Source organism: Enhygromyxa salina (assembly GCF_000737335.2).
In the GTDB taxonomy this organism is placed as follows: domain Bacteria; phylum Myxococcota_A; class Polyangia; order Nannocystales; family Nannocystaceae; genus Plesiocystis; species Plesiocystis salina_C.
Genome location: NZ_JMCC02000074.1, coordinates 20,702 through 43,188, shown reverse-complemented (window position 1 = coordinate 43,188; position 22,487 = coordinate 20,702). Strand labels below are relative to the sequence as shown.

At 67.3% G+C, this 22,487-nt stretch carries 17 protein-coding genes; 9 read left to right on the top strand and 8 right to left on the bottom strand.

Translation table 11 applies throughout. From position 1 onward, the window contains the following. Window positions 1-38: 38 nt before the first annotated feature. The 3 genes from DB30_RS26055 to DB30_RS26045 form a co-directional block, all read right to left on the bottom strand. A complete protein-coding gene (locus DB30_RS26055) occupies window positions 39-1,409 on the bottom strand; it encodes a hypothetical protein (protein ID WP_052553796.1) in 1,371 nt (456 codons plus the stop codon). 113 nt (window positions 1,410-1,522) lie between these two features. Continuing rightward, a complete protein-coding gene (locus tag DB30_RS26050) occupies window positions 1,523-2,995 on the bottom strand; it encodes a protein kinase domain-containing protein (protein WP_146660648.1) in 1,473 nt (490 codons plus the stop codon). 190 nt (window positions 2,996-3,185) lie between these two features. Further along, window positions 3,186-3,554, bottom strand: coding sequence for a response regulator (locus DB30_RS26045; protein WP_052553792.1), 369 nt, complete (start codon window positions 3,552-3,554; stop codon window positions 3,186-3,188). Between the two features lie 54 nt (window positions 3,555-3,608). On the opposite strand from DB30_RS26045, the gene DB30_RS26040 reads away from it, so the two are divergent. Then, on the top strand, window positions 3,609-6,074 hold the full coding sequence (locus tag DB30_RS26040) for a response regulator (protein WP_052553789.1): 2,466 nt from the start codon (window positions 3,609-3,611) through the stop codon (window positions 6,072-6,074). Between the two features lie 86 nt (window positions 6,075-6,160). On the opposite strand, the gene DB30_RS26035 is transcribed toward DB30_RS26040, so the two are convergent. Both DB30_RS26035 and DB30_RS26030 read right to left on the bottom strand, forming a co-directional pair. Then, entirely contained in the window at window positions 6,161-7,432 is a 1,272-nt protein-coding gene (locus DB30_RS26035) for a VWA domain-containing protein (protein WP_146660646.1), read from the bottom strand. After that, complete coding sequence (locus DB30_RS26030) at window positions 7,429-8,259, bottom strand: AAA family ATPase (protein ID WP_052553787.1); 831 nt, start codon at window positions 8,257-8,259, stop codon at window positions 7,429-7,431. Before DB30_RS26030 ends, DB30_RS26035 begins: the two co-directional genes overlap by 4 nt. Before the next feature lie 104 nt (window positions 8,260-8,363). On the opposite strand from DB30_RS26030, the gene DB30_RS26025 reads away from it, so the two are divergent. The 3 genes from DB30_RS26025 (at window position 8,364) to truA (ending at window position 12,847) form a co-directional block, all read left to right on the top strand. After that, window positions 8,364-9,818: a L,D-transpeptidase gene (locus DB30_RS26025; RefSeq protein WP_052553785.1), complete on the top strand. Its 1,455-nt coding sequence runs from the start codon at window positions 8,364-8,366 to the stop codon at window positions 9,816-9,818. Window positions 9,819-9,903: 85 nt separating this feature from the next. Beyond that, complete coding sequence (locus tag DB30_RS26020; RefSeq protein WP_052553784.1) at window positions 9,904-12,039, top strand: hybrid sensor histidine kinase/response regulator; 2,136 nt, start codon at window positions 9,904-9,906, stop codon at window positions 12,037-12,039. 7 nt (window positions 12,040-12,046) lie between these two features. Continuing rightward, on the top strand, window positions 12,047-12,847 hold the full coding sequence (gene truA / locus DB30_RS26015; protein WP_052553781.1) for a tRNA pseudouridine(38-40) synthase TruA: 801 nt from the start codon (window positions 12,047-12,049) through the stop codon (window positions 12,845-12,847). A 64-nt stretch (window positions 12,848-12,911) separates the two neighbouring features. Here truA and DB30_RS26010 read toward each other — a convergent pair whose 3' ends face one another. Beyond that, window positions 12,912-14,009, bottom strand: a complete 1,098-nt coding sequence (locus DB30_RS26010; RefSeq protein ID WP_052553779.1) for a hypothetical protein — start codon at window positions 14,007-14,009, stop codon at window positions 12,912-12,914. Between the two features lie 104 nt (window positions 14,010-14,113). Beyond that, the gene (locus tag DB30_RS26005) at window positions 14,114-15,571 is read right to left on the bottom strand and encodes a S1 family peptidase (RefSeq protein WP_165703950.1); all 1,458 of its coding nucleotides are present in this window, start codon (window positions 15,569-15,571) and stop codon (window positions 14,114-14,116) included. Window positions 15,572-15,776: 205 nt separating this feature from the next. Here DB30_RS26005 and DB30_RS26000 point away from each other — a divergent pair, with 205 nt between their 5' ends. From DB30_RS26000 to DB30_RS25985, 4 genes are all read left to right on the top strand, one after another. Then, window positions 15,777-16,721, top strand: coding sequence for an ABC transporter ATP-binding protein (locus DB30_RS26000; protein WP_165703949.1), 945 nt, complete (start codon window positions 15,777-15,779; stop codon window positions 16,719-16,721). A 7-nt stretch (window positions 16,722-16,728) separates the two neighbouring features. Beyond that, window positions 16,729-18,528 (top strand): hypothetical protein, encoded by a 1,800-nt coding sequence (locus DB30_RS25995; protein WP_052553772.1) that lies wholly within the window; start codon window positions 16,729-16,731, stop codon window positions 18,526-18,528. Between the two features lie 46 nt (window positions 18,529-18,574). Next, window positions 18,575-19,039, top strand: coding sequence for a hypothetical protein (locus DB30_RS25990; protein ID WP_052553770.1), 465 nt, complete (start codon window positions 18,575-18,577; stop codon window positions 19,037-19,039). Window positions 19,040-19,165: 126 nt separating this feature from the next. Then, entirely contained in the window at window positions 19,166-19,915 is a 750-nt protein-coding gene (locus tag DB30_RS25985) for an enoyl-CoA hydratase/isomerase family protein (RefSeq protein ID WP_052553768.1), read from the top strand. A 60-nt stretch (window positions 19,916-19,975) separates the two neighbouring features. Here the strand turns inward: DB30_RS25985 and DB30_RS25980 are convergent, their stop codons facing one another. Beyond that, window positions 19,976-21,379 (bottom strand): porin, encoded by a 1,404-nt coding sequence (locus DB30_RS25980; protein WP_052553765.1) that lies wholly within the window; start codon window positions 21,377-21,379, stop codon window positions 19,976-19,978. Between the two features lie 230 nt (window positions 21,380-21,609). Here DB30_RS25980 and DB30_RS25975 point away from each other — a divergent pair, with 230 nt between their 5' ends. Then, window positions 21,610-22,344, top strand: coding sequence for a DUF7873 family protein (locus DB30_RS25975; RefSeq protein ID WP_052553763.1), 735 nt, complete (start codon window positions 21,610-21,612; stop codon window positions 22,342-22,344). Window positions 22,345-22,487: the final 143 nt, after the last annotated feature.

The window sequence follows — 22,487 nt, the reverse complement described above, 5'->3', positions numbered from 1 at the left end:
GCCGAAGCGAGGGGGCTTTTTGAAAGCCCCCTAGTGCCCTACCAGCGGGCGATCAGCGTCATCCCGCCCTGATCATAGCGGTTGCTGGCGTCGTCGAGGTCCCACCCCACTCCAAAGGTGAGTCGCACATAGGGATCAAACGCCAACGAAAATCGCGTGCTCAATCGATGGTTGGTCTCGCTCAAATAGGCCGACAGCTCACTGTCCCCCTCCGCTTGGCGATCCAGCACGAAGTACCCGAGCTCCAGGCCAAACGTGCGCGTTGGCAGCCACTGGGCTCGGACCATCCCCAGCCAGCTCTGGTCGCGGGGGACCGCGCCAAACTCCGAGACGTGCGCTGGCAGCTCGGTCAATCGTGTGCTGCCCGCAAATTCGAGATCCAGCTGGCCCAAGAACCGCCCCACGGTCTCGGCGTCGAGGTGCAACAGCAGGTACGCCCGCGCTCGCGTCTCGCGCTCGGGCAACCGACGCAGCCGCGCGCCGCCTGCGTCAAAGTCGTGCTGGTGGGTTCGGACCGAGGTCGCGCTGACCCCCACGCGCACGGGGGCCCGCCGCGCCGCCCACTCGAGCCACCCGCCACCGAGCAGCGCGGACTGTTCACGCTCGACGTCGAACTTGCCTTGCTCGTCCTCGAGCAGGGTCGAATAGTAGTAGCTCGAGCGCGAGGGCAAGAGCCCACCAAAGAACGCCTGCGCGCGCAGGCTTGGCAGCACGAACACCTCGGCCTCGGCCGACAAGCCAATTGAAGGGTTGCGCTGGACCACCCGCAGGTCCTGGGTGTTCGCGCGATTCTGGGCGAGCGCGTCGCTGGCGTTGTTGAAGGGATCGAGGACGAACACGCGGGTCCGCACGCTACCCAAGCTTGGCCGGGCCCAGCCCACCGCGAAGTCGACGTCGAGATCCGGCTTCTCGAGCCGCGCGATCGGCCGGATCTCGACGAACAGCCCCGTCCCGCGGATGTCCGGGAACGCGAACGAGAGCTGGACCAGCGAGCTTTGGACCTCGCGCAGCTCCCTGCGATCGTAGCGAATTCCAAACGCACCGATCGGGCCGATCGGCGTCTGCTCCTTGAGCCGGACTTGGTTGAAGAACGTGAACTCATCGTCGGAGTGCAGGAACATCTGCGCGCCGCGGGTCCGCCGGTTCCAGTCGCGCTGGAGGTACAGCGGCGCCTCGGCGACCGCCAAGGTCAGCTCGTACTCGGGCCGCTGCAGCTCGGGGGCTGGTTGCAGCAGCGGACCGCGGGGATCGGGGCGCCCATGTCGATCTTCGAAGCGCCGCCACAGATCATCCCAGTTCTCGCGCAGATCGAAGCCGTGCTCGATGGGGGGCGGGGCAAAGCGCACGCCGTCCTCGGGCGCGCTCTGGGGTCCAAGCGCGAGCAGCAGCGAGAGGGCCAAGCCAAACACGCGGCAAGACTACCTATTTTGCGCCCCCATACCGACACTGTTTTCAGCTCGGGCGAGGGCTTCTCGCCCGCTTGCGGACGCGTTCGTCGACTGGTTCACCGAGGGCAGCGAATTCACTCGTCCAGCGATCCGCGCCAGCGCGCGCGCACGGACTCGGGGGCGACCTCCAGCAGCGCGCGACCGAAGTCCTGAAGATCTGCGTAGCGATGCGCCCGCTCGCGATGCATGGCCTTCTCGATGATCCCACTGACCTGCTCGTGCTCGGCAGACAGCTTCGCGAGCGAGGTGAACTCGCCAGCGGTGACCAGCAGCAGCACCTGCGTGTAATTGTCGGCCGTGAACGGCCGCTGGCCACACAGGCACTCGTAGAGCATCACGCCCAGCGCGTACTGATCGCATCGAGCGTCGATGTCACGCTCGCCCAACGCCTGCTCCGGCGACATGTAGCTCGGGGTCCCGACAAAGCCGACCGTCATCTGCTCCTCGGCCTCCTCGGACTTGAGCTTGGCGATGCCAAAGTCGAGCACCTTGGGCTGCGGTCGGCGCTGGTCACCGTCGTGCAAGAACACGTTCGAGGGCTTGATGTCCCGGTGGACGATGCCGCGGCGATGCAGCGCGTGGACGCCCCCGATGATCGGAAAGAACAGCTCCAGCGTGTCCTCGAGCGATAGCTTTTGATCGCGCTCGAGCAGCTGGGCGAGGGTCTCGCCTTCGAGACACTCCATCACGAAGAACGGCACCCGGGCGGTCGGCGGGAGCATGGCGGGGGCCACATGATCGCTGCTGGAGTCCTCGGTCACCGCGTTGGTCTGGGTCGAGCCGTCCGGCGTCTCGTCGTCGAACGAGCTCCACCCGCCCTCGAGCTCGAGGCTGCCCGAGTCGATCAAGCGCACGATCGCGGGATGCTTCACCGCGCCGATGACCTGCATCTCACGCCGAAACCGGGTGTACTCGATCCCGTCGGCCCCGGCCCGCATCGCCCGTCGTGCGCGCAGGACCTTGAGCGCGACCGCCTGTCCAGTGCTGAGCTGGCGCGCCCGATAGACCACCGCAAATCCGCCGTGACCGATCTGGCACTCGATCTCGTAGCGACGATCGACCACGGTGCCGGTGACCATCGCGTCGGTCGAGCGGACCTTGCTGGCGACCTCTCCACGCATCGCCGTGAACTCGCGCCGCAGCGCGAGGTGGGTGGCGAGTCGCGCGACGACCTCGGCAAAGTTCAGCGGCTTGGTCACATAGTCGTTGGCGCCGAGCGACAGCGCCTCGACCATGTCGTCACTCTCGCTGCGCGCCGTCGCCATCAACACCGGAAGCTCGAGCTTCGAGTAGTGCCGACGCAGCTCTCGCAACACGTCGAGCCCGCTCATGGCAGGCATGTTGATGTCGAGCACGATCGCGTCGTAGCGAAGCCGAGCGACGGCCGCCAACGCCTCGGGCCCCGACTGCGCCGTGGTGATCTCGTAGCCGCGTCGCTTCAGCCGACGCGCGAGCATGTCGAGGTTGTCCTGGTTGTCATCGACCACGAGCAAGCGCTCGCCATGCGGCTCGGCCGTAAACGTCGTCTGTGGTAGATCGCCAGGCACGATCGCCAAGAGGCACCGAAGCGCCGCCTCGCGTCGATTCTAACTGTTTCTAGCCCGCTCGCGGTGTGCACTTTGCGATTCCCCGCGGTCACATCCGACCGCGCGTCAACGACCACGGGTGAAATCGCCCCGCATCGCACCACGGCTGCGAGGCTCGCTACCACCCCCCTGGCCAGCGCTGCGCCAGACCCTACGCTGTTCCGACGAAGCGCTCGATCTTCGCTAGCAGGCGCGGCAGCTCGACAGGCTTGGTATCGTAGTCGTCGCAGCCCGCACCGAGCGCGGACTCGCGGTCGCCCGCCATCGCATGAGCGGTAAGCGCAATTATCGGGATCGCCCGGGTGACCTCGTGCGCCTTGAGCCGACGAGCGGCCTCCCAGCCGTCAATTCGTGGGAGGCTCATGTCCAGCAAGATGATCGACGGCTGCTCCCGATGCGCGATATCCATGCCGATCTCGGCGTCCGCTGCCGTCAGCACCTCGAACCCACGTCGGCGCAGCCGACGACTCAACATGTCGCGACTGAGTTCATTGTCTTCGACGATGAGGATCGACACCATTGGGGTCGAGCGACGATACACCAAGCCAACACGAGTGGGGAGCAGCAGTAACAGATGAGTGACTCAAAGTCGGGCGCGCACAGCGGGCCGCGCGAGCCAGGTGATGCCGAGCGAACGCGAGAGGTCGAGCAAGAGCTCCGGCGTTTGCGCCTGCTCGTCGACCGCAGCCGTGACGCCCTGATGTTGCACGACGTGCGCGGCCGCCTGCTCGAGACCAACCGCTTCGGCCACGACAGCCTTGGCTACACGCGCGACGAGTTCCTGCAGCTGTCGATCGGCGACGTCAACCCCGATGTCGGGTCGATCCCCAAGGAGCGGTTGGGTGAGCAGTGGCGCAAGATGCCACTCGACAGCTCGGTGACCGTGGAGACGCATCTCGTCCACAAGCACGGCCACGAGATCCCGATGGAGGTCGTGGTCGCGCCGTTCGAGGAACAAGGCCAGCGCCTGTTCGCCGCGATCTGTCGTGACATCAGCGAGCGCAAGGCGGCCGAGGCCGCGCGGCGTCGCGAAGAGCTGCGGTTTCAAGCAGTGTTCGAGGGTGCCCCCACCGGCTTGGTCCTGATCAACGCCAAGGGCACGATCATGGCGGCCAACCCCGCGCTCGAGACCATGCTCGGCGCTGCTCCTGGCGGCTTGATCGGCCGCACGCTCGACGACATCACCTTCGAGGCCGACCTCGAGGTCGGGCGCAGCGAACTCGAGCAGCTGCATCGCGGCGAGCGCGAGTTTGTTCGGGTCGAGAAGCGCTACGCGGGCTGTGGCGGCGAGATCTTGTGGGCCCAGCTGTCGGCGTTTCGCTACGGTGACCCCAAGACCGACGAGGCGCGGACGGTCGCGTTCATAGAGGACATCAACGAGCGCAAGCAGATCGAGACCCAGCGGCGCGAGATGTTCGAGCGGCTCGACGAGCTGGTCGCGCAGCGGACCGCCGCCCTCGAGCAAGAGATCGCCGAGCGCAAGCGAACCGAGCAAGAGCTCAACAAGGCCATGCGCGCGGCCGAGGCCGCCAACCTGGCCAAGAGCCAGTTCCTGGCCAGCATGAGCCACGAGCTGCGAACCCCGCTCAACGCGGTGATCGGCTACTCCGAGATGCTGATGGAGGAGGCCGAGGACACCGGCAGCGAGGAGCTGGTCCCGGATCTCCAGCGGATCCGCAACGCCGGCAAGCACCTGCTGGGGATCATCAACGACATCTTGGATCTTTCAAAGGTCGAGGCCGGCAAGATCGAGCTGTTCATCGAGTCCGTGCGCCTGCCCGCGCTGATCGACGAGATCATCGATACGGTCCGGCCGCTCGCCCACAACAACGGCAACGAGCTGAGCCTGTCGCTCGAGCTCACCGGCGGGGTCATCAGCACCGACATCACCCGCGTGCGCCAGGTGCTGTTCAACTTGCTCAGCAACGCGTGCAAGTTCACCGAGCAAGGGCGCGTCGCGCTGCGCGTGCAGGAGCTCCGGGTCGGGACCGAGGCCTGGCTGCGCTTCGACGTGACCGACAGCGGGCTCGGCATCAAGCCGGAGCAGCTGGCCAAATTGTTCAAGCCCTTCACCCAGGCCGACGCCTCGACTTCGCGCCGATTTGGCGGCACCGGGCTCGGGCTCTCGATCAGCGATCAGTTCGCGCAGATGCTGGGTGGCCGGATCGAGGTCGAGAGCGAGTACGGCGTGGGCTCGACCTTCACCTTGTGGCTGCCCAGCCACCACGCCCAGCAACAAGCAGCCAGCGCCTCGGGCACGTTCCGCGCGGTGACCGGCGACAACATCGGCACGGTGCTGGTCGTCGACGACGAGTCCGAGTCTCGCGGCATGCTCGCGCGCTTGCTCGAGGCCGAGGGCTACGCGGTGCTCACCGCACCAACCGGGGCGCGCGCGATGCAGCTGGCCGAGCTGCACAAGCCCGACGTGATCACCCTCGACGTGATGATGCCGGGCATGGACGGCTGGGCGGTGCTGTCGCGGCTCAAGCAGCGCCCCGAGTTCGCCGACATCCCGGTGGTGATCGTCTCGCTGATGCCCGACGCCGACATGGGCTACGCGCTCGGGGCCGCCGACGTGCTCGCCAAGCCGATCGAGATCGATCGGCTGCGCGGCGTGCTGTCCCGGTTTGGCGCGGGCGCTGGGACCGACGCGAGCTCCCAGCACGTGTTGGTGGTTGACGACGATCCCGAGGCCCGCGACCTGCTGTGCCGCGCGGTGCTCAAGGAGGGCTGGGAGGTGCAGCAAGCCGTCAACGGGGCCCGGGCGCTGGAGTCGATCCGGGCGTCGCGGCCCAAGCTGGTGCTGCTCGATCTCATGATGCCCGAGATGGACGGGTTCGAGCTGCTCGAGATCCTGCGCGGCGACCCTGCGCTGGCCTCGCTGCCGGTGATCGTGATCACGGCCAAGCAGCTGGGCCAGACTGAGCGGACTGCGTTGGCGCAGCGGGTCGGCTCAATCATGCAAAAGGGGTCTTACTCGCGCACGCAGCTGGTCAAGCACATCCGCTCGCTCGTGGACCTCAAAGCCAAGAAGCTCTGAGCCCAAAGTTCTCTGATGCCCAGTTGATCCAGTCTACGAAGGCGTCCGCAAGCGGGCGAGAAGCCCTCGCCCGAGCTGAAAGCAGCTCACTCGCGCTCGCGCAGGACCTTGGCGATGCGCGTGCGCCGGCCGGCCCGCGGGGGCGCGCGCATGTTCTCGACCATCTCGCCAAGCCCGTCGAGGGTCAGCGGGACCATCTCGAACAGCTGCGCGATCTGGTTGATCGTTGGCGCGTCCCACAGCCGCTTGGGCTCGGGGTTGATCCAGGCCGAGCGCGGAAAGTGATCGGCGAGCTTGGCCAGACACCGCAGGCCGCTGGGCGCCGCCTCCACGCTCCAGAAGCTCGAGCTGTTCATCATCAGCTCGCCAGGGTGCATCCACGCGTCGCCGACCAACACCAGGTACCAGTTGCTGTCGGTCCGGCGCAGCACCGAGTCAATGGTCACGGGCTTGGTGAAGGCCGCGTCCTCGTAGACCTTGGAGTACACGCAGTTGTGAAAGTAGTAGCTCTCGAGCTGCTTGAACCCGCCGTGCTGGTGGGCGGCCGAGAACAGCCGACTGACCAGCTCGGTGTGCGGATCCATGCTGCCGCCAACGTCGAGCAGCAAGATCATGCGCACGTCGTTTTTTCGGGGCGGGCGCATGACGATCTCGAGGTCGCCGCAATTGCGGGCGGTCTCGTCAACGGTGCCGTCGATGTCGAGCTCTTCGATCGCACCCTTGCGCTTCAACCGACGCAGGCGTCGCAGCGCCGTGCCCATCTGCCGGGTGTCGAGGACCAGGTCCTTGCGGAAGTCCCGAAACCGCCTGGAGTCCGCGACCGCCAGCGCCGAGCGCCCACCGCCGCTGCCGCCGATCCGCACGCCCGAGGGGTGGATGCCGCCTTGCCCAAACGGGGAGGTTCCGCCGGTCCCGACCCAGCGGTTGCCGCCTTCGTGACGCTTTTTTTGTTCGGCCAGGCGCTCGAGCAGCTGCCGGCGCAGCTCGTCGATCCCGATGCTCTCGAGCAGCGCCCGCATCGCCGGGTCGAGGTACATCAGCTGCTTGGGATCGCGCAGCCACTGCTCGAGCTGATCGGTCAGGTGCTCGAGATCCGTGATGACCCCGCGGAAGGTCTCGGCGAACGCCAGATCAAAGCCGTCGTAGTCGCCCTCGTCGTTGACCAAGATGCAGCGGGCGACCGCGTAAAACCCGTCGAGCGAAGACTCGTGCAGGTCCTGGCCTAGCGCCTCGAGCAGCGCCAACCAGTTGTGGGCGCTGACCTTGAGCCCGCGCTCGCGCAGCTTGTAGAAGAAGTCGAGGAACAGCGGGATCCCCCGACGGCCCCCGGCTGGCGGCGCGACCTCAGCGGCGCTCAATGCCGGCCTCCCCCGCGCGCGCCGCCCCGCTCGGCCAGGCTCACGTCTTGCTCTTTCTTGAGCAGCACCCCCAAGAACGGCAACCCAGCGCCAAGCAGCTTGGCCGGATCGATGTCGGCGTGGCGCAGCGCGGCGATCCAGTCGATCAGCTCGCTGGTGCTTGGCGGCTTGCGCAGACCCTCGAGCCGACGCAGCCGGTAAAATGCTTCGAGCGCCGAAGCCAGCAGCTGGGACTCGAGATCGGGGTGATGAACCGCGACGATCTGGGCCATCAGCTCGCGATCGGGGAACGAGATCCAGTGGAACACGCAGCGGCGCAAGAACGCGTCGGGCAGCTCCTTCTCGTTGTTGCTGGTGATCACCACGATCGGGCGCAGCTTGGCGTCGACGACGTCGCCGGTCTCGGGGATCGAGAAGCTCATCGCGTCGAGTTCGTGCAGCAGATCGTTGGGGAACTCGAGGTCGGCCTTGTCGATCTCGTCGATCAACACCACGCTCTGGTGCTCGGCCGCGAACGCCCGCCCGAGCGGGCCAAGCTCGATGTACTTGCCGATGTCGCCGACGTCGCCGTCGCCAAACCGGCTGTCGTGCAGGCGCTTGACGGTGTCGTACTGGTACAGCCCCTCGACCGCCTTGGTCGTTGACTTGACCTGCCAGCGAACCAGCGGCTTGCCCAGCTGCTTGGCGAGGTCGACGGCCAGCAGGGTCTTGCCAGTGCCGGGCTCCCCCTTGATCAAGAGCGGTCGCCCAATCGCGATCGCCACGTCGACGGCCTTCCCCAGATCGTCAGAGACGATATAGCGCTCACTGCTCGAAAATTGGCTCATTCGTGGCGAAGTATACTCGCCCGAGCTGAAAACAGAGCCGCGGGCGTGGAGCGGGCTCACGCCACAAAGGCGCGCGGATCGGTGAGATATGGCATACCTGAGCGGTGATCGGACTTGGACCGCGACGCGCGATCAGCTTGGCGAGCATCCTTGGGTTTGCGCTGGTCGCCTGCCGGGGTGAGACGACGTCCCGGCCGCGGGTCGCGGACGAACGCGCGGCGCCGCCGGCTGCCGTCGAGCCAGGCCCGAGCGCGGACGCTGACGGCGCGTCGCAGCCCCCGGCGCTCGAGCCCTACAAGCCGCCCTCGTCGCTCGGTGAGCCGATCGAGATCCGCCGGACCAAGCGCACCCGCATGGTCTACGCCGACCTCGACGAGCGCGCGGCGATCCGCGGGCGGATCCCCAGCAAGCAGAGCTTCGAGGTGTTCGAGAAGCGCGAGGGTCCCGGCTGCTCGCGGGCCTGGGCGCTGGTCGCCGCGGCCGCGTGGATCTGTCTCGAGCACACCGAGCCAAGCGACGTTCTGCCCGCGCCGCTGCCCACCCTAGACGACGGCGCGCTGCTGCCGTTCTTGTACGGGCGGCACGAGCACCACGACGTCGACTCGACCCCGCCGATCCCCGCCTACGCGAGCGTCTCGGACGCCCGCGCCCACGCGAAGCCGGTCGAGATGCTGCCGGCCTACGGCAGCTACGCGTTCACCCGCTACCGGCCCAACAACGGCGATCCCCTGCTCACCACGATCGACCGCCGGGTGGTCCGCGCGGCCGAGCTCACGCTCTTCGATCCCAGCGAGTTTGGCGGCCGCGAGCTGGACCAGGCGCCGATCCCCGCCGGCCAGACCCTCGCGTGGGCGATCCGCTGGCAGACGCTGATCCGCGTCGAGCGAAGCGCCGCGTCCGACTCGGTCGCCCGCATCAAGTATCACGACACGCTGCTCGTGGCCGGCGAGGGCGTGCTCGGCGAAGACGGCGAGCGGTGGTTCGAGGTCCCCGCCACCCAAGATCACGGCCGCGGGTGGATCAGCGACCACGACATTGGGCGCTTCGTGCCGGTCCCGCCCCCAACGCCGGTCCGCGGCGGGCAGATCACCGTGGACATCGACCTCGACGAGCAGGTGCTCTCGGTCTGGCTCGAAGCCGCCCCCGTGTTCGTCACGCTGATCTCGTCGGGCAAGCGCAACGACGAGACCCCCCCAGGCATCTATCGGATCGAGAACAAGCGCGCCTACGGGAAGATGCAGAGCACGGCGCGGGCCCGAGATCCCTACTACGTCGACGCCGTCCCGTGGACGATGTACTTCCAGGGCCGCTACGCGCTTCACGCTGCGTACTGGCACGACATGTTTGGCCACCGCATGAGCCACGGCTGCGTGAACTTGTCACCACGGGACGCCCGGCGGGTGTTCGAGCTGACCAGCCCCACCCTGCCGAACGGCTGGCTGCTGATCCACGAGCACCCTGACGATCCCGGCGCCGTCGTGCGCGTGCGCAAGGCCAACGCGCCGACCCCCGATGTTCGCGGCCCGCTCGGCGTTTGGTCCGAAGATCAAGCTCCGTGACCATCGTCGCGCCGGGGCGGAGCCGCCCCCGCCGAGGGTCCGAACTCACCAGCCGCGTGGGCGCTCGACTGATAGACTCGCCGCGATGGCAGATCGGAAGTCGGAGCGCGAAGGATCGGCCCCTGCGACAGCGAGCGGCAGGATCCGGATCAGCGCCAGTGGTCGGGATGAGCAGCCGGAGACGGGTGACAAGCAACTTTCGGTCATGCAGAGCGGCGCCCGCTCGTTAGCCGGTGGCCAGCGGCCGGCGTCGGAACAGTCGGAACAGTCGGAACAGTCGGATCAGGGCGGGCTGGTCGACTCATCTGCGCTCGTCCGCAGCAACGCGATGTTGTTCTTGGTCGCCGCGGTGTGCACCAGCGCGTTCACGATCACCGAGCTCGCAACCGGCCACTTTCGAGAAGTCGGTGACAACTACGGCTGGTTGGTCTGGTTGATCGTCGCGGGCGTGCTCTCGTGGATGGCGTTCGCGCTCCGCGAGCGCGGCGGTCAGCAGATCTGGACCGCGCTGATCAGCGTTGCTTCGCTCAACACGCTGCTCAGCTCGACGAGCATGGGCAGCTCGGTGGTGCTCGCCGGGGTCCTGGTGGTCCTGATGTGGAGCGGGATGCTGCTGCGTCCCCGCCACAACCTGCTGCTGGCTGCCTACTGTGTGCTGACAATGTGGCTGCTCGGCGGTCAGTTCGTGCTCACGCCCTCGCAGATGGAGCTCGCGGATGGCGGCGTCCAGACCAGCACGACCGACGCGGCTGGCGACTCGGCCACCAATTCGGACCCAGACCAAAACCGGCAGTACGCGCTGCCCGTGTTGATCACCTTCATTGCGATCCCGCTGGGCCTGGGCGCGACCTTGCACCTGCGCCAGCGCAACGCCGAGCACAGCCTCCTCGCTAGCATCGCGAAGCTGCAAGAGCAGCGCGAGGAGCTCAAGCGCAGGCTCGAGGGCAAGAGCAACGAGCTCGAGCTCTCGCGCGAGCAGCTGTTCGAGGCCCAGAAGCTCAAGATGGTCGGGACCATGGCGGCGGGCCTCGCCCACGAGCTCAACAACATCCTCACGCCGATCCGCGGCCACGCAGAGCTGATCGTCGAGGGCGATCACAAGGTCGAGCAGACCCGCCGCTACGGCCAGCGGATCCTCGACTCGGCGATCTCGGCCGCGCAGATCACCCAAGCGCTGCTGACCTACGCACACAAAGACACCTATCAGCCAGTCCGCTCGAACCTGCGCCAGCTGCTGCAGAGCACGATCTTGCCGATGCTTACCAACGCGTTGCCCGGCAACGTCGAGCTCAAGATCGATCTCGCGCGCAGCGTCTCGGTCGACGTCGATCGCAACTTGTTTCAGCAAGCGATCGTCAACCTGGTCTACAACGCCAGCGACGCGATGCCCGAGGGTGGCGTGATCACGGTCGGGCTCACGACCAGCACCGAGGCCGCCAGCGAGAAGGCCGAGCCAGCCAGTGACGACGAAGACTTCAACCCCGACGCCGAGCGCAGCGCGGTCGTGACCGTGAGCGACAACGGAACCGGCATCGAAGGCGACCACCTGCGCCAGATCTTCGACCCCTTCTTCACCACCAAGGCGGTCGGCTCCGGCAGCGGGCTGGGGCTCGCAATGGTCATGGGCACGATCACCCGCCACCACGGCCGCGTCGACGTCGAGAGCGTGGTCGGCGAGGGCACGACCTTCAAGATCTACCTGCCGCTGGCCGTGACCGACGAGAAGGCCGACGCACCCAAGCCCTGGCCGGTCCTGCGCGGGGACGCCAAGGGGCCGGTCGTCGTCGTGCTGACCGAAGATCAAGACGCGCTCGACGAATTCGAGGAGCTGCTCGAGGCGACCGAGTGCGCGCCGATCTGCACCAACGACGCCAAGGGTGCGACCCCGCTGCTCACCGAGATGGGCGACAAGGTCGACCTGCTGATCCTCGACCTCGAGATCACCGCGACCGACGGCAAGCGCCTGTTCAAGACCGTGCGCGAGCTGTTCCCCGAGATGCCGGTGATCCTGCTCTCGAACCAGCCCACGGATCCCATGCTGCAACGCATGATCGCCGCGGGCCCGACCCGCTCGGTCCGCAAGCCCATGGACAACCGCTTGTTCTCGGCCGTGCTCACCGACCTGCTCAATCCCACCGACGGGTACATGCGCGGCGACTTCACGCCAGTCCCGATCACACCGGGGTCCGACGTCTCGGGGCCGCACCCGCGCGCAGGCTGAGCCGGTCATGAGCGCGCCCAACGATGTCGTCCAGATCCAGCTGCGGATGCGGCTGCGCTATGACGGACGTGGCTACCGCGGCTGGCAACGACAGCCGGGGTCAACGACCGTGCAAGGCACGATCGAGGCGGCGCTCGCCTCGGTCACGGGGATCGAGCTGCGGGTGCGCGGCTCGGGTCGGACGGATCGGGGGGTCCACGCCGAGGGCCAGATCGCAACGGTGACCCTGCCCGCCTCGCTCGCCGCCGATCCGGCCGGGCTCGAGCGCTTCACAGCGCAGCTCGGGGACGCGCTCCCACAGGACATTGGCTTGCTCGAGCTCGATCGCGTGCCGCTGGAATTTCACCCGCGCGAGGACGCGATCGCCAAGCGCTATCGCTACGAGATCTGGAACGGCGGAAAGTGCCCGCGCGCGCTCGAGGGCCGGGTCTGGGAGGTCCGCAGGCGCCTGGACGTAGAGGCCATGCGCGCCGCGCTTCCGGTGTTCGTGGGCCAGCACGACTTCACCTCGTTCGCCACGCGCAGCAATTTCGAGCGGGTATCCAGCGTCCGCAAGGTCGAAGCATTCACGCTCGCCATGGAGGGCCGGCGGGTGAGCCTGAACATCACCGCCGACGGGTTTCTCTACAAGATGGTGCGCAACATCGTGCGAGCGGTCGCCAAGGTCGGTGAGGGTCGCTGCGACAACGCGCGGCTGATCCAAATATTGGAAGCCCGCGACCGCGCGGCCGCGTCCGGGAGCGCGCCTGCGTCGGGCCTGTTCTTGGACGAAGTCACGTATCCGCCCCTGCCTGCCCCCCCTGCTTGAAGTCGCGCCTCACCCCGGCGTCCGCAAGGATCTGTCCAGGCAGGGGTACGAGCAGCGGGCCAGTCTAGTTCGCGGGCTCGGCTGCGGGCTCGGCCGCGGTCAGCCCGGCCGCGCCGAGCTCGGGGGCGGCCGCACCGTTCACGCGCGGCTTGGCGTCTGCAGCCTCGGGCGGCTCGTCTTCGTGCGATTCGCCCGGCACCAGCTTCTTGACCAGACGCGAGAGCTCGGCCTGGGTCTGCTCGGGGGTCATGCCGTCGTTCAATTTGGCCTGCAGCTTCATCAACGCCGAGGCCGCGTCGACCCGCGCGTCGCGGACCCGGGCGTCGCCGCTGGTCTTGGCGAGCCGCTGCTGCTCGTCGGCGAGCTTCTTGGGATCACTGCTGATGAGATCTTCTACGGTGCTGACCAGGCGATCCAAGATCCGATGCACGACCGACGCCGAGAAGCCCCCCACCAACGCCAGCAGAGGCCGCGCCACGGTATACAGCGCGTTGCTCTCGTCGATCGAGATCAGCGAGGCGAGGATCAACCCCGAGATCACGCCGAGCAGATATCGGACCCAGTAGGTCGACGAATAGTCGGGGTCATAGGTGCCCCGAATGATGTACTCATTGACCTTGAACAGCCCATGAAAGCAAGACCCAAGCGAGGCGATTGACAGGAAGAACAGCTGATTCACGAGCAGCGCAAAGCCCGATGACAGCAGCGGGTTGCCGGCCGCCGGATCGGCCGAGATCAGCGGCGAGGTGCCAACCGCGAGCAACGCGATCACCGACACCGCGGCGACGATCGTCATGTTGCGCGGCATCGGCATCCGCAACCACAGGTACTTCGCGTCGTAGCCCGCGACCTCGTGCAGCAGCCGCAGCGACCGCGGCTGCGCGGGGGCGATCACCTGCGCGAGCCGCTGGTGGGTCCTGCTCAGCTTGCCGATTGAAGGCGCGTTGGCCTTGGCCTCGTCGAGCTGGTCTTGCGACAGCTGCTCGGCCGCGTGTAGGGCTCGCGCGCTACCCCAAGCCACGGCCGCCGCGACGTCTTCGACGATCGAAGGAGAGAGCGCGCGACCGCTGCCCATCGCGTATCGCAGCATCGCGTCGCACTCCGCGGTGATCACCTGGTACGGCGACTCGGAGTCGTGCTTGATGACATTGGCGTTGGCCACAACGCTGCCAGTGTACCTGTTTGGTCGCTGCCGCGGGCCCTGACCTCAGGCCCTGACCCGAGGCCCTGACCTCAGGCCCTGACCCGAGACCTGGGGGCGCCCGTCTATTCTTGCCGGCCGATGGGGCTGGATTGAACGCCAGCAGGTTGGAGCCGGACCGGTGCGCCGCTGCCCTCGACGCTGACCACGTACCAATCGCCCCACTCGAGCCGCATCTGCACGCTGATCTTCTTGCCACTGCCGACGTCGACGGTTGCGACCGCTTGCGGCGTATAGAACCCAGGCCGGACCTCCACGCGCTCGACGACCGCCCGCAACCCGCCAAGCTCGTCGATCGTCGACAGCACCGTGATGCTGCGCGCGGCCTCGAGGCTGTGGACCCGCTGGACCGCGAGCATCAGGGCGTCGTGGCGATCGTAGTTGCCGTACCAGCGCGCGGCCATGTACGCGCTGCCAAGCTCGTAAAAGAAGGTCACGACCGCGTGCTTGGACATCGAGCCTTCGACCCCCAGCTTGCGCATGAACGCGTCGCTGGACGTGTAGTCGACCATCCCCTCGAACATGGGTGTGGGGTCGTTCCCGCCGCGGGCAGCCTCGGCCAGCAGCTCGTCGATCGAGGTCACGAAGCTCTGCAAGATCGTGCCTTCGATGCTGCGCTCGAGCAGCACGTCGACGGTCTCCCCGCGGACCTCCCGGGCGCGACTGGGTGAGGTCAGCCGGCGCAGCTCACCGCCCGATCCGGCCCCGAGCGCGGCGAGGTAAGCCTTGACCCGATCTTCGGCGCGCTGCTGTTGCTCGCCGCTGGTCCCGAGCTTGGGCCGCTCCGCCAGCATCCGCGCGGCCTCGCTGATCGGGATCGCGAACCCACCCTTTTGATCTTTCCAGGTCCAGGTGACCACGCCAACCGCCCGACCGTAGCGATCGAGCACCGGCCCGCCGCTCTGGCCCTGCTCGATCTGCGCGCTGACCCCCAAGTAGGGCCCAGGTCCAACCGTGGGATTGTAGACTTCCAGGCGCTCGACCCGGCCGGTGTGGGCCAACAGCCCGGGATCGTGCTCGAGCGCGGCGGCCTCGTCCGGGCCGACCTCGCGGGACAAGAGCACCACCGCGTCGCGCTCCGCGACATAGTGGCTGGCCGGCGCGCGCTTGCCCGTGGCCAGCGCCAGATAGGGAAGCGGCGCTTCGCTCTCGATCCGCAGCAGCGCCAGATCCCGAACCGGATCGATGTAGACGATCTCGACTTGGGTGAACTCCGGCGCCGGATCCAGGCCGGGGAAGCTGACCATGTCGATGTAGTCCGCGTCCTCGACCACGTGCCGGTTGGTGATCATGTAGCCGCCCGGATCGACCACGAAGCCAAGCCCGCGACCCGTGTCGGTGACGACCACGCCGATCGCCCCGACCGATCGCTCGGCCACGGCGCCTGGCTCGAAGGAGCGGCGCTTGGCGCCCTCGAGCACCCGCACGCCGTTGAGCTCGTGGGCCGATGCGCAGGCCGAACTCAGCAATAGCGCCAGGGCGGCGACCGCCGACAGCCTCCACCACGGACCGCTCGAACTCACTGTTGGCCAGCTTACGCTGGTGTGTGCGACGTGGCCAGTGAGGGTCTCGCGGCTGTGCGAAATTGCGCCGGACCGGGTCTCTCCTGAACAGCGTTGGGTGCGCACCGCGAGCGAAGGACGCTGCACACAAAAGCCATCGAAGCGGCAGCCAAACTGCGCGCGCCCGGCATGCGCTCGGCGCCGACTCGTGCCATCGTTGGGCTGCGTGCGGGTGGAGCTCGAGAACGTTGGCAAGACCTACGACGGCGACAGCTGGGCCGTCCGCGACCTAAAGCTCGACATCCAGAGCGGCGCGATCTTTGGGCTGATCGGGCCCAACGGCGCTGGCAAGTCGACCACCTTGCGCATGATGGCGACCGTCATGACCCCGACAGAGGGCCAGGTCCGCCTCGATGGCCAGGACTCGAACAGCGATCCGCTCGCCGCTCGTCGCCGCATTGGGTTCTTGGGCGACGGCAACCCGCTCTACAAGGACATGACCCCAGCGGACTACCTGCGCCTGTTTGGCCAGTGTTTCCGCATGGGCAAGGCCGAGCTCGAGGCCGCGATCGACGAGACCCTGACGACCTTCGATCTCACCGCCAAGCGCGACACGGTCTGCGGTGACCTGTCCAAGGGCATGCGCCAGCGCGTGCTGATCGCCCGCTGCCTGCTGCACAAGCCCAAGCTGCTGATCCTCGACGAGCCGGCGGACGGCCTCGATCCCCGCGGGCGCTCGGAGCTTCGCCGCACCCTCGACCGCGTGCGCGACAGCGGCGTCACGATCGTCATCTCCTCCCACATCCTGCGCGAGCTCGACGATCTGTGCGACCAAGTCGCGATCATCCAGGGTGGTCGCCTGGTCGTCTCGGGCAACGTGGACTCGATCATCGACAGCCACGAGGTCAGCCGCTTCGTCTACGAGCTGCGCACGATCGAAGGCCACGAGCGCGCCCTCGAGCTGCTCGCCGGGCACCGCGTGCTGGTCGAGCACACCGGCGAGTCCGAGGGTCAAAAGCTGATCCGCATGCAAGTCCAAGGCGACGAGGCGCTCATGGCCTCGATCCTCGCCGAGCTCATCTCCGCAGGGGTCAAGGTCGTCACCTGCAGCCGCCTGCGCTCGCGGCTCGAAGACGTCTACGACCGCATCTCCGCCGACAAAGTGAACTGAGTCCACCATGAACGCGCTCCTCTCCAAGCTTCCGGCCTTTGCCCTCCCCTTCGTGACCCGCTCGCTGCGGGGTGGTCGGGGTCGGCGCTATGTGATCTTCAGCCTGATCCTCGCGTTCGTCACCAGCGTGGTCGGCATGTGGCTCACGCTGGGCAGCGGCAGCCTCGAGCAGGGCCTGCGCACGGATCTCGGCGTTGAAGAGTACGAGTACGAGGTCGAGCGCCGGAGCTTCACGGTCCTCACCCACGATCCCTTCGAGCATCAACAGGCCAAGTCGGAGGTCGCCACGCTGCGGGCCAACGGGGACCACCCCGATGGGACCTACGGCCAAGCCTATGACCTGTTCGAGCAGGGCCGCGCGATGCTGCGTCAAGCTGCGCTCTCCCCCTCTCCCGATCCGGCCCACAACCAGCTGCACCTGCAGGCTGCCGCGCTGATCGGCGACACCAGCTACAACCAGTACGGCGGCTGGGACGACAGCTTCGCGTGGCACGACGCGGCGGAGGTCCGCGTGCTCGAGGCCGTGCTCGCCAACGACGGCATCCCCCAGGTCGGGGCCTACAGCTCGCCGCTTGGTGTGTCTGACGGCTTGAAGCTCGTCGGGCTGTTCGCGGGGCTGTTGTTGGCCGGGTTCGCGACCGTGTTCGCGCCGCTGCTCGTCGCGGTTCAACAGGCCCAAGAGCGGCACGAGAACACCCTGATGCCGCTGACCGGCACCGCCTTGTCGCCCCGCGAGCTCGCGGTGGGCCTGGCCGCCGGGCCCAGCTTCGTGATCGGCATCTTCGCGGCGCCGCAGCTGGCGATCTTCTTGATCTGTGCGCTGTTCGTTGGCGAGATCTTCGTCGCGGGCGCGCTGCTGGCCGCGCTCGCGGCAACCGGCGCGCTGTTCATCTTTGGCGCGCAGCTGCTCGGGCAGCTCATGGGAGACAAGCGCACGCCAGGCATCATCGGCATCGCGCTGATGTGCCTGACCTGCGTCGCGTGGCTGGCGGGCGTCGGTCTGCTCGGCAGCAACGAAGACGAGATCGCCGGGTTCGCGGCCGTGCTGCCACACCTGGGGCTCTCGGCGCTGCTCGGTGAGGTCTTCTTCGACATCCCCGCCAGCTTCAGCCGGGTGTTCGTGGGCGCGTTCGTGTGGACCTGCGGCGCGGTGATCTTGGGCTGGCTGACCTTGAACGCGCTCGCGCGTCGGGTCGAGGGCAACGGCGGCGTGCTGCTGGATCGCTGGTCGGCGCTGATCGGCGCGCTCACCTGCATCGCCCTGGTCAACGTCGCGATCCCGGACCTCAACCACAGCGAGGCGTTCGTGCGCCAGTACATTGGCCTCGCCATGCTCGCCCTGCCGCTGGCGCTGTTGCTCATGGCGCGGGTGCCCACGGGCGACGGCCACCCGCGCATGCGGGCGGTGCCGGTCCCCGCGCTGCTGCTCGAGTTTGGCGGCTGGGGCGTGCTGCACTTCGTGACCGTGGCCGTGGTGTTCGGCAGCAGCATCAGCTCGCTGCACCCGGTGGCGCTTGGCTGGCTGATGTGGTGCACGGCCGTGCTCGCGCTGATTGCGATCCGCATCGTCGCGGTCCCGAGCAAGGTCGCCGCGAACCTGTGGGCGGGCTTTTGCGCGATGTCGCTGACGGTTGGGTTTGCTCAAGCGGTGTTCTGGGCCGAAGCTTCACAGCCCCGCGATCTGGGCGAGGTGTTCGCGATGACCGAGCTCAGCCCGGTGCTGGGTCTGGTGCAGGTGGCGCTCACGATCTGGATCCCGGTGTCGCTGGTTCGCCACTTGCGCAAGAGCCTTCGGGCCATCTCCTAGCGGCAGGAAAGCTTTCATTCCTCAGGAAACCCGCTAAGCTCCCGGCATGAGCCTCTCTCGCGTGCCGCTGGCGGCCCTGTTGATTGCCCTGCCCTGCTTCGCCTGCGTCGCTGACCCGCCGGCCTCCACCAAGGCCGACGCCGACCAGGCCAACGCCAACGCGCAACCCGAGGCCAAAGCCGAGGCCCCAGCCGACGCCAAGCCGGCGCTGGGCAAGTACGAGCTGACCGAGGAAGAGGTCGATCTGCTCGCGCGGGATCCCAAGACCCTTGGCCCCGAGCAGAACCGCAAACGGGCCTACGCGCTACGCAAGAAGATCATGCAAAACCCCGACTCCGACGCCGCGAAGGCGCTGGAAGACGCCCGCGAAGCCGCGCTCGCCGGCCAGGTCGAGATCCCGGGGCAGCCGCCCAAAGAGAAGGGGGGCATGGTGATCGAGGCGCCCGAGTATCTGCGCAACCCGGATCAGACCTACGATCCGTCGCTCCACGAAGACAAGCCAGCGGGCTAGTACCCTGCCGCAGTGAATTTGATGGTTTGAGGCGCCGGGCCTGGCGTCCCTGGCGCGAAGCGAGGAAGGAGTGTGTCGGGCGCCAGGCGCAACACCCGTTGTTCGAAGCGGGTACGCTCGCGCCCCATGCCGACACCCCCAGAAGGTCTGCGAGAGCACGAACTCGAGCCGGGCGTGCTGTCCTGGGTGCTGGACACCCCGGCCCGGCGCAACGCGATCCACCCTTCGATGTTCGAGTGGATCACGGCGCGCTGTATCGATCTGCGCGGCGAGGTCGTGATCCTGCGTGGCGCTGGCGATCGGGTGTTCACCTCTGGCTTTGATCTGACCGCGCTCGCCGATCCCAAGCTGTTCCAGCAGCCGCATCCCCCCGACGAGGCGCTGATCCGCGCGACCACGGCGATCCACACGGCCGACGCGACCTTCGTCGCCGCCCTCAATGGCGCCGTGGTTGGAGCCGGCGTTGAATTGATCTCGGTCTGCGACTTTCGCCTGGCCTGTCACGGCGCGAGCCTGCGGCTGCCAGCGGGCAAGCTGGGCGTCGTCTATCACGCGGCTGGACTGACCCGCATCCACGCCGCGTTTGGACCCACGATCACCCGTCGGCTGTTGCTCGCGGGTGAGAAGGTCGAGATCACGGACGTCCGCGCGAGCTTGTGCGCCCTCGTGCAGCTCGATCAGCTCGACGCCGAGGCGCGCGCCCTCGCCCAGCGGATCCGCGCGCAGTCGGCCCGCAGCGTGGCGGGCAATCGCAAGCTGTTGCGCGCGCTCGATCTGACCGCGCTGCCGCCCGACGTGCTGAACGCCCACGCGCAGACCCGGCGCGAGGCGTATCGACACCTGGCCCCCTCACCAGCAGCTTCGCGCGACGAGTGAGCGCAGCGCTTCGTTGTTCAGCGTGAGCATGTCCGTACCTGCTGGGCGTCGCTGTCGGGCTTAGAAGCCAGCCGAGATCTGCACGCGCACCGCGTGGCCGCCGGCCCGGAAATTCCGCTCGCTCCAGATCCAAAAGTAGTCAGCCTGCAGCTTCACGTCGTGGCCAAACAAGTACCAGCTCGGTCCCCCGCCAAGCTCGTCGCGCTGCGTGAGCGGGCTCGCCGTCGTGGTCCGGCGCAGCTGGCTGTACCGCCCCGCGACCCCAAGCGGAACCCGAGGCACGACGTAGCCTGCCTGCACGAACCACCCCAGCCCATCGTGGGCCGCCTCGCGCGGAGCTGGGGCCTCGTTGCCCATCTCGTCGGTCACCGTCGCGGTCCCAAAATTTCGCTGGCCGCGACGCCACGCGAATTCCCCCGTCAGCGACGCCCCCCGAACCTGCAGGACCGCGTCGGCCGTGACCACGTGAAAGTTGGTGGTCCCACCATCGGTCGGCCGCGAGCCCATCACACCCTGGTTGTTCACGGCCCGATCTTGGTAGGCATAGGCGCCCCCGAGCGAGAGCCGCGGCAGGCGAACGTGCGCCTGGTCCCCTTCTTCATAGTCCCAGCGCGACTCGGAGTCCCCGAAGGGCAGGACCTCGACGCGGGCGACATAGAGCAGGCCGCTGTCGTGGCCCGAGAACGCGTCGCGCCCCTCGCCCATGAACACGCCAGCGAGGTAGCGAAGCCGCCCCAACCCGGCGACGTCGTTGGAGCTGATCTGGACGCCGATGTCCCGATCGAGCTGAAATTCCGCCTGCGCGATCGAGCGATCGACCAGCTCGAAGTCGCCCGAGGACACGATCCGCTGGCGGCTGAACGGCACCATGAACTGCCCCACGGTCACCGTGAAGTCGCGCAGATAGTCGAAGGTCAAGATCGCGTCGAGGACTGGAGATCGCTGCGCCCCGTTCGGGCCAAAGTTCATGTCGCTAGGCGAGAGCGCCATCTGAAGCTTGTATTTGTTGTGCTGGCTAAACACGTGCCCCGCGATCTGCACGCGGGCGCGTCGGACCATGAACACGTGCTCGAACTCCGGGTCCGCCCCAGGCTCGTCGGTTGCCTCGTAGCGCAGCTGCAGACGCGAACGAATCGCCATCGAGAACTTCCCGTCGCGACTGTCGGCGACCAGCCCGGTGCCCGGCGTGAAGCGAATCCGACTGACCTCCAGGTCGTCTGCTGGCGCCGCTTCGCTCACGGCCACCGCCGACCCGCCGGCCAGAGCATCGCCGACCGGCGCAATCTCCGTCGAGCCCCCCACTGGCGGCGGCTCGACGACCGGCGCCGTATCGACCGCATCATCCTCGTCCTCCCCGACCACCGCAGGGGGGGCGACGAGGTCGACCGGAACGATAGGCGCCGGTTCTGGAGACGGAGGAGCGAGACAAACGATGACGAGCAGCAGCGACAACGCCGATTGCATTTCGGGAGCCTCCTAGCAGGCTTCGAGCGTCGCGGATGTTACAACCACGTGCCGCCAGGGTGCCTCCATGAGCCGTGGGAACCTTAGCGCGCGAGGCTAGGTTTGGCGACAAGGCCCTCGGCGAAAAGGCCAAGCGAGGTGGCGCGAAGCATTGCACCACGGGCTGCTAGGCGCGGGCAGCGAATAGCTGATGCCGACCGCGTGCCGCGCTGGTATGGTCGCGGTCCGCCATGCGCTTGAACCAATTTTTAGCGATCGAGAGCGATCTGAAGAAGCGAGTGTTCGCCGAGCTCACCGAGCTCGACAAGGCCTGCCGCAAGCCCGATCTGCTCAACGGCTTCGTCGCCACCTACGAGGCCCTCGCCGAGGACGGCGAGCACTTCCCAACCGAGCAAAAACGCGTGCAGTACAACGCGCGCGAGGTGCTACAGACCATTCACAAGAGCCTGGGCGAGCTGTTCAACATCGAGGCCACCAAGGACTTCGCCAACTGCGAGGTCAAGGCCGACGTCGTCGTTGACGGCAAGACGCTGATGGCCCAGGTGCCCACGACCTTCTTGCTGTTCCTCGAGAAGCAGCTCAAGGACATCGGGACCATGGTTGAAAGGATCGTCGAGCTCGACCCCGCGGAAGACTGGCGCAGCGACGAGAACGACAAGGGTGTCCACGTCAGCGCGCCCAGCAAGCGGCACCGGACCAAGAAGATCCAAAAGGGCATCGTGCTGTACCCCGCGACCGAGGAGCACCCGGCCCAAGCCCAGCTCATCACCGAGGATCAGATCGTCGGCTACGTGACCACGATCAAGCGCTCGGGCGCGATCCCACGCGAGGTCAAGCGTACGCTGCAGCGTCGGATCGAGAAGCTGTCCAACGCGGTCAAGTGCGCCCGCGAAGAGGCCAACACCCGCGAGGTCGTTCGCCAAGACGCCTCGGCGATGCTCGACTACGTGTTCGCAGAGCTCTGATCCTCGCCTGGATCAGCCCCATCACGACAGGAGACCACCCAACACAGACTTTCGTAGGGAGCCAAGCTCAAGCTCAAGCTCATCGTCACGACAGCCGAGGACGTGGGGGTTCGAATCCCTCTCCCGACACTCACACATGGGTC

Excerpts from the sequence above, each read along its gene's own strand:
- DB30_RS26045 (WP_052553792.1), bottom strand. The coding sequence starts at position 3,554 with ATGGTGTCGATCCTCATCGTCGAAGACAATGAACTCAGTCGCGACATG.
- truA (WP_052553781.1), top strand. The coding sequence starts at position 12,047 with ATGAGCGCGCCCAACGATGTCGTCCAGATCCAGCTGCGGATGCGGCTG.
- DB30_RS25980 (WP_052553765.1), bottom strand. The coding sequence starts at position 21,379 with ATGCAATCGGCGTTGTCGCTGCTGCTCGTCATCGTTTGTCTCGCTCCT.
- DB30_RS26040 (WP_052553789.1), top strand. The coding sequence starts at position 3,609 with ATGAGTGACTCAAAGTCGGGCGCGCACAGCGGGCCGCGCGAGCCAGGT.
- DB30_RS25985 (WP_052553768.1), top strand. The coding sequence starts at position 19,166 with ATGCCGACACCCCCAGAAGGTCTGCGAGAGCACGAACTCGAGCCGGGC.
- DB30_RS26020 (WP_052553784.1), top strand. The coding sequence starts at position 9,904 with ATGGCAGATCGGAAGTCGGAGCGCGAAGGATCGGCCCCTGCGACAGCG.
- DB30_RS25975 (WP_052553763.1), top strand. The coding sequence starts at position 21,610 with ATGCGCTTGAACCAATTTTTAGCGATCGAGAGCGATCTGAAGAAGCGA.
- DB30_RS25990 (WP_052553770.1), top strand. The coding sequence starts at position 18,575 with ATGAGCCTCTCTCGCGTGCCGCTGGCGGCCCTGTTGATTGCCCTGCCC.
- DB30_RS25995 (WP_052553772.1), top strand. The coding sequence starts at position 16,729 with ATGAACGCGCTCCTCTCCAAGCTTCCGGCCTTTGCCCTCCCCTTCGTG.
- DB30_RS26030 (WP_052553787.1), bottom strand. The coding sequence starts at position 8,259 with ATGAGCCAATTTTCGAGCAGTGAGCGCTATATCGTCTCTGACGATCTG.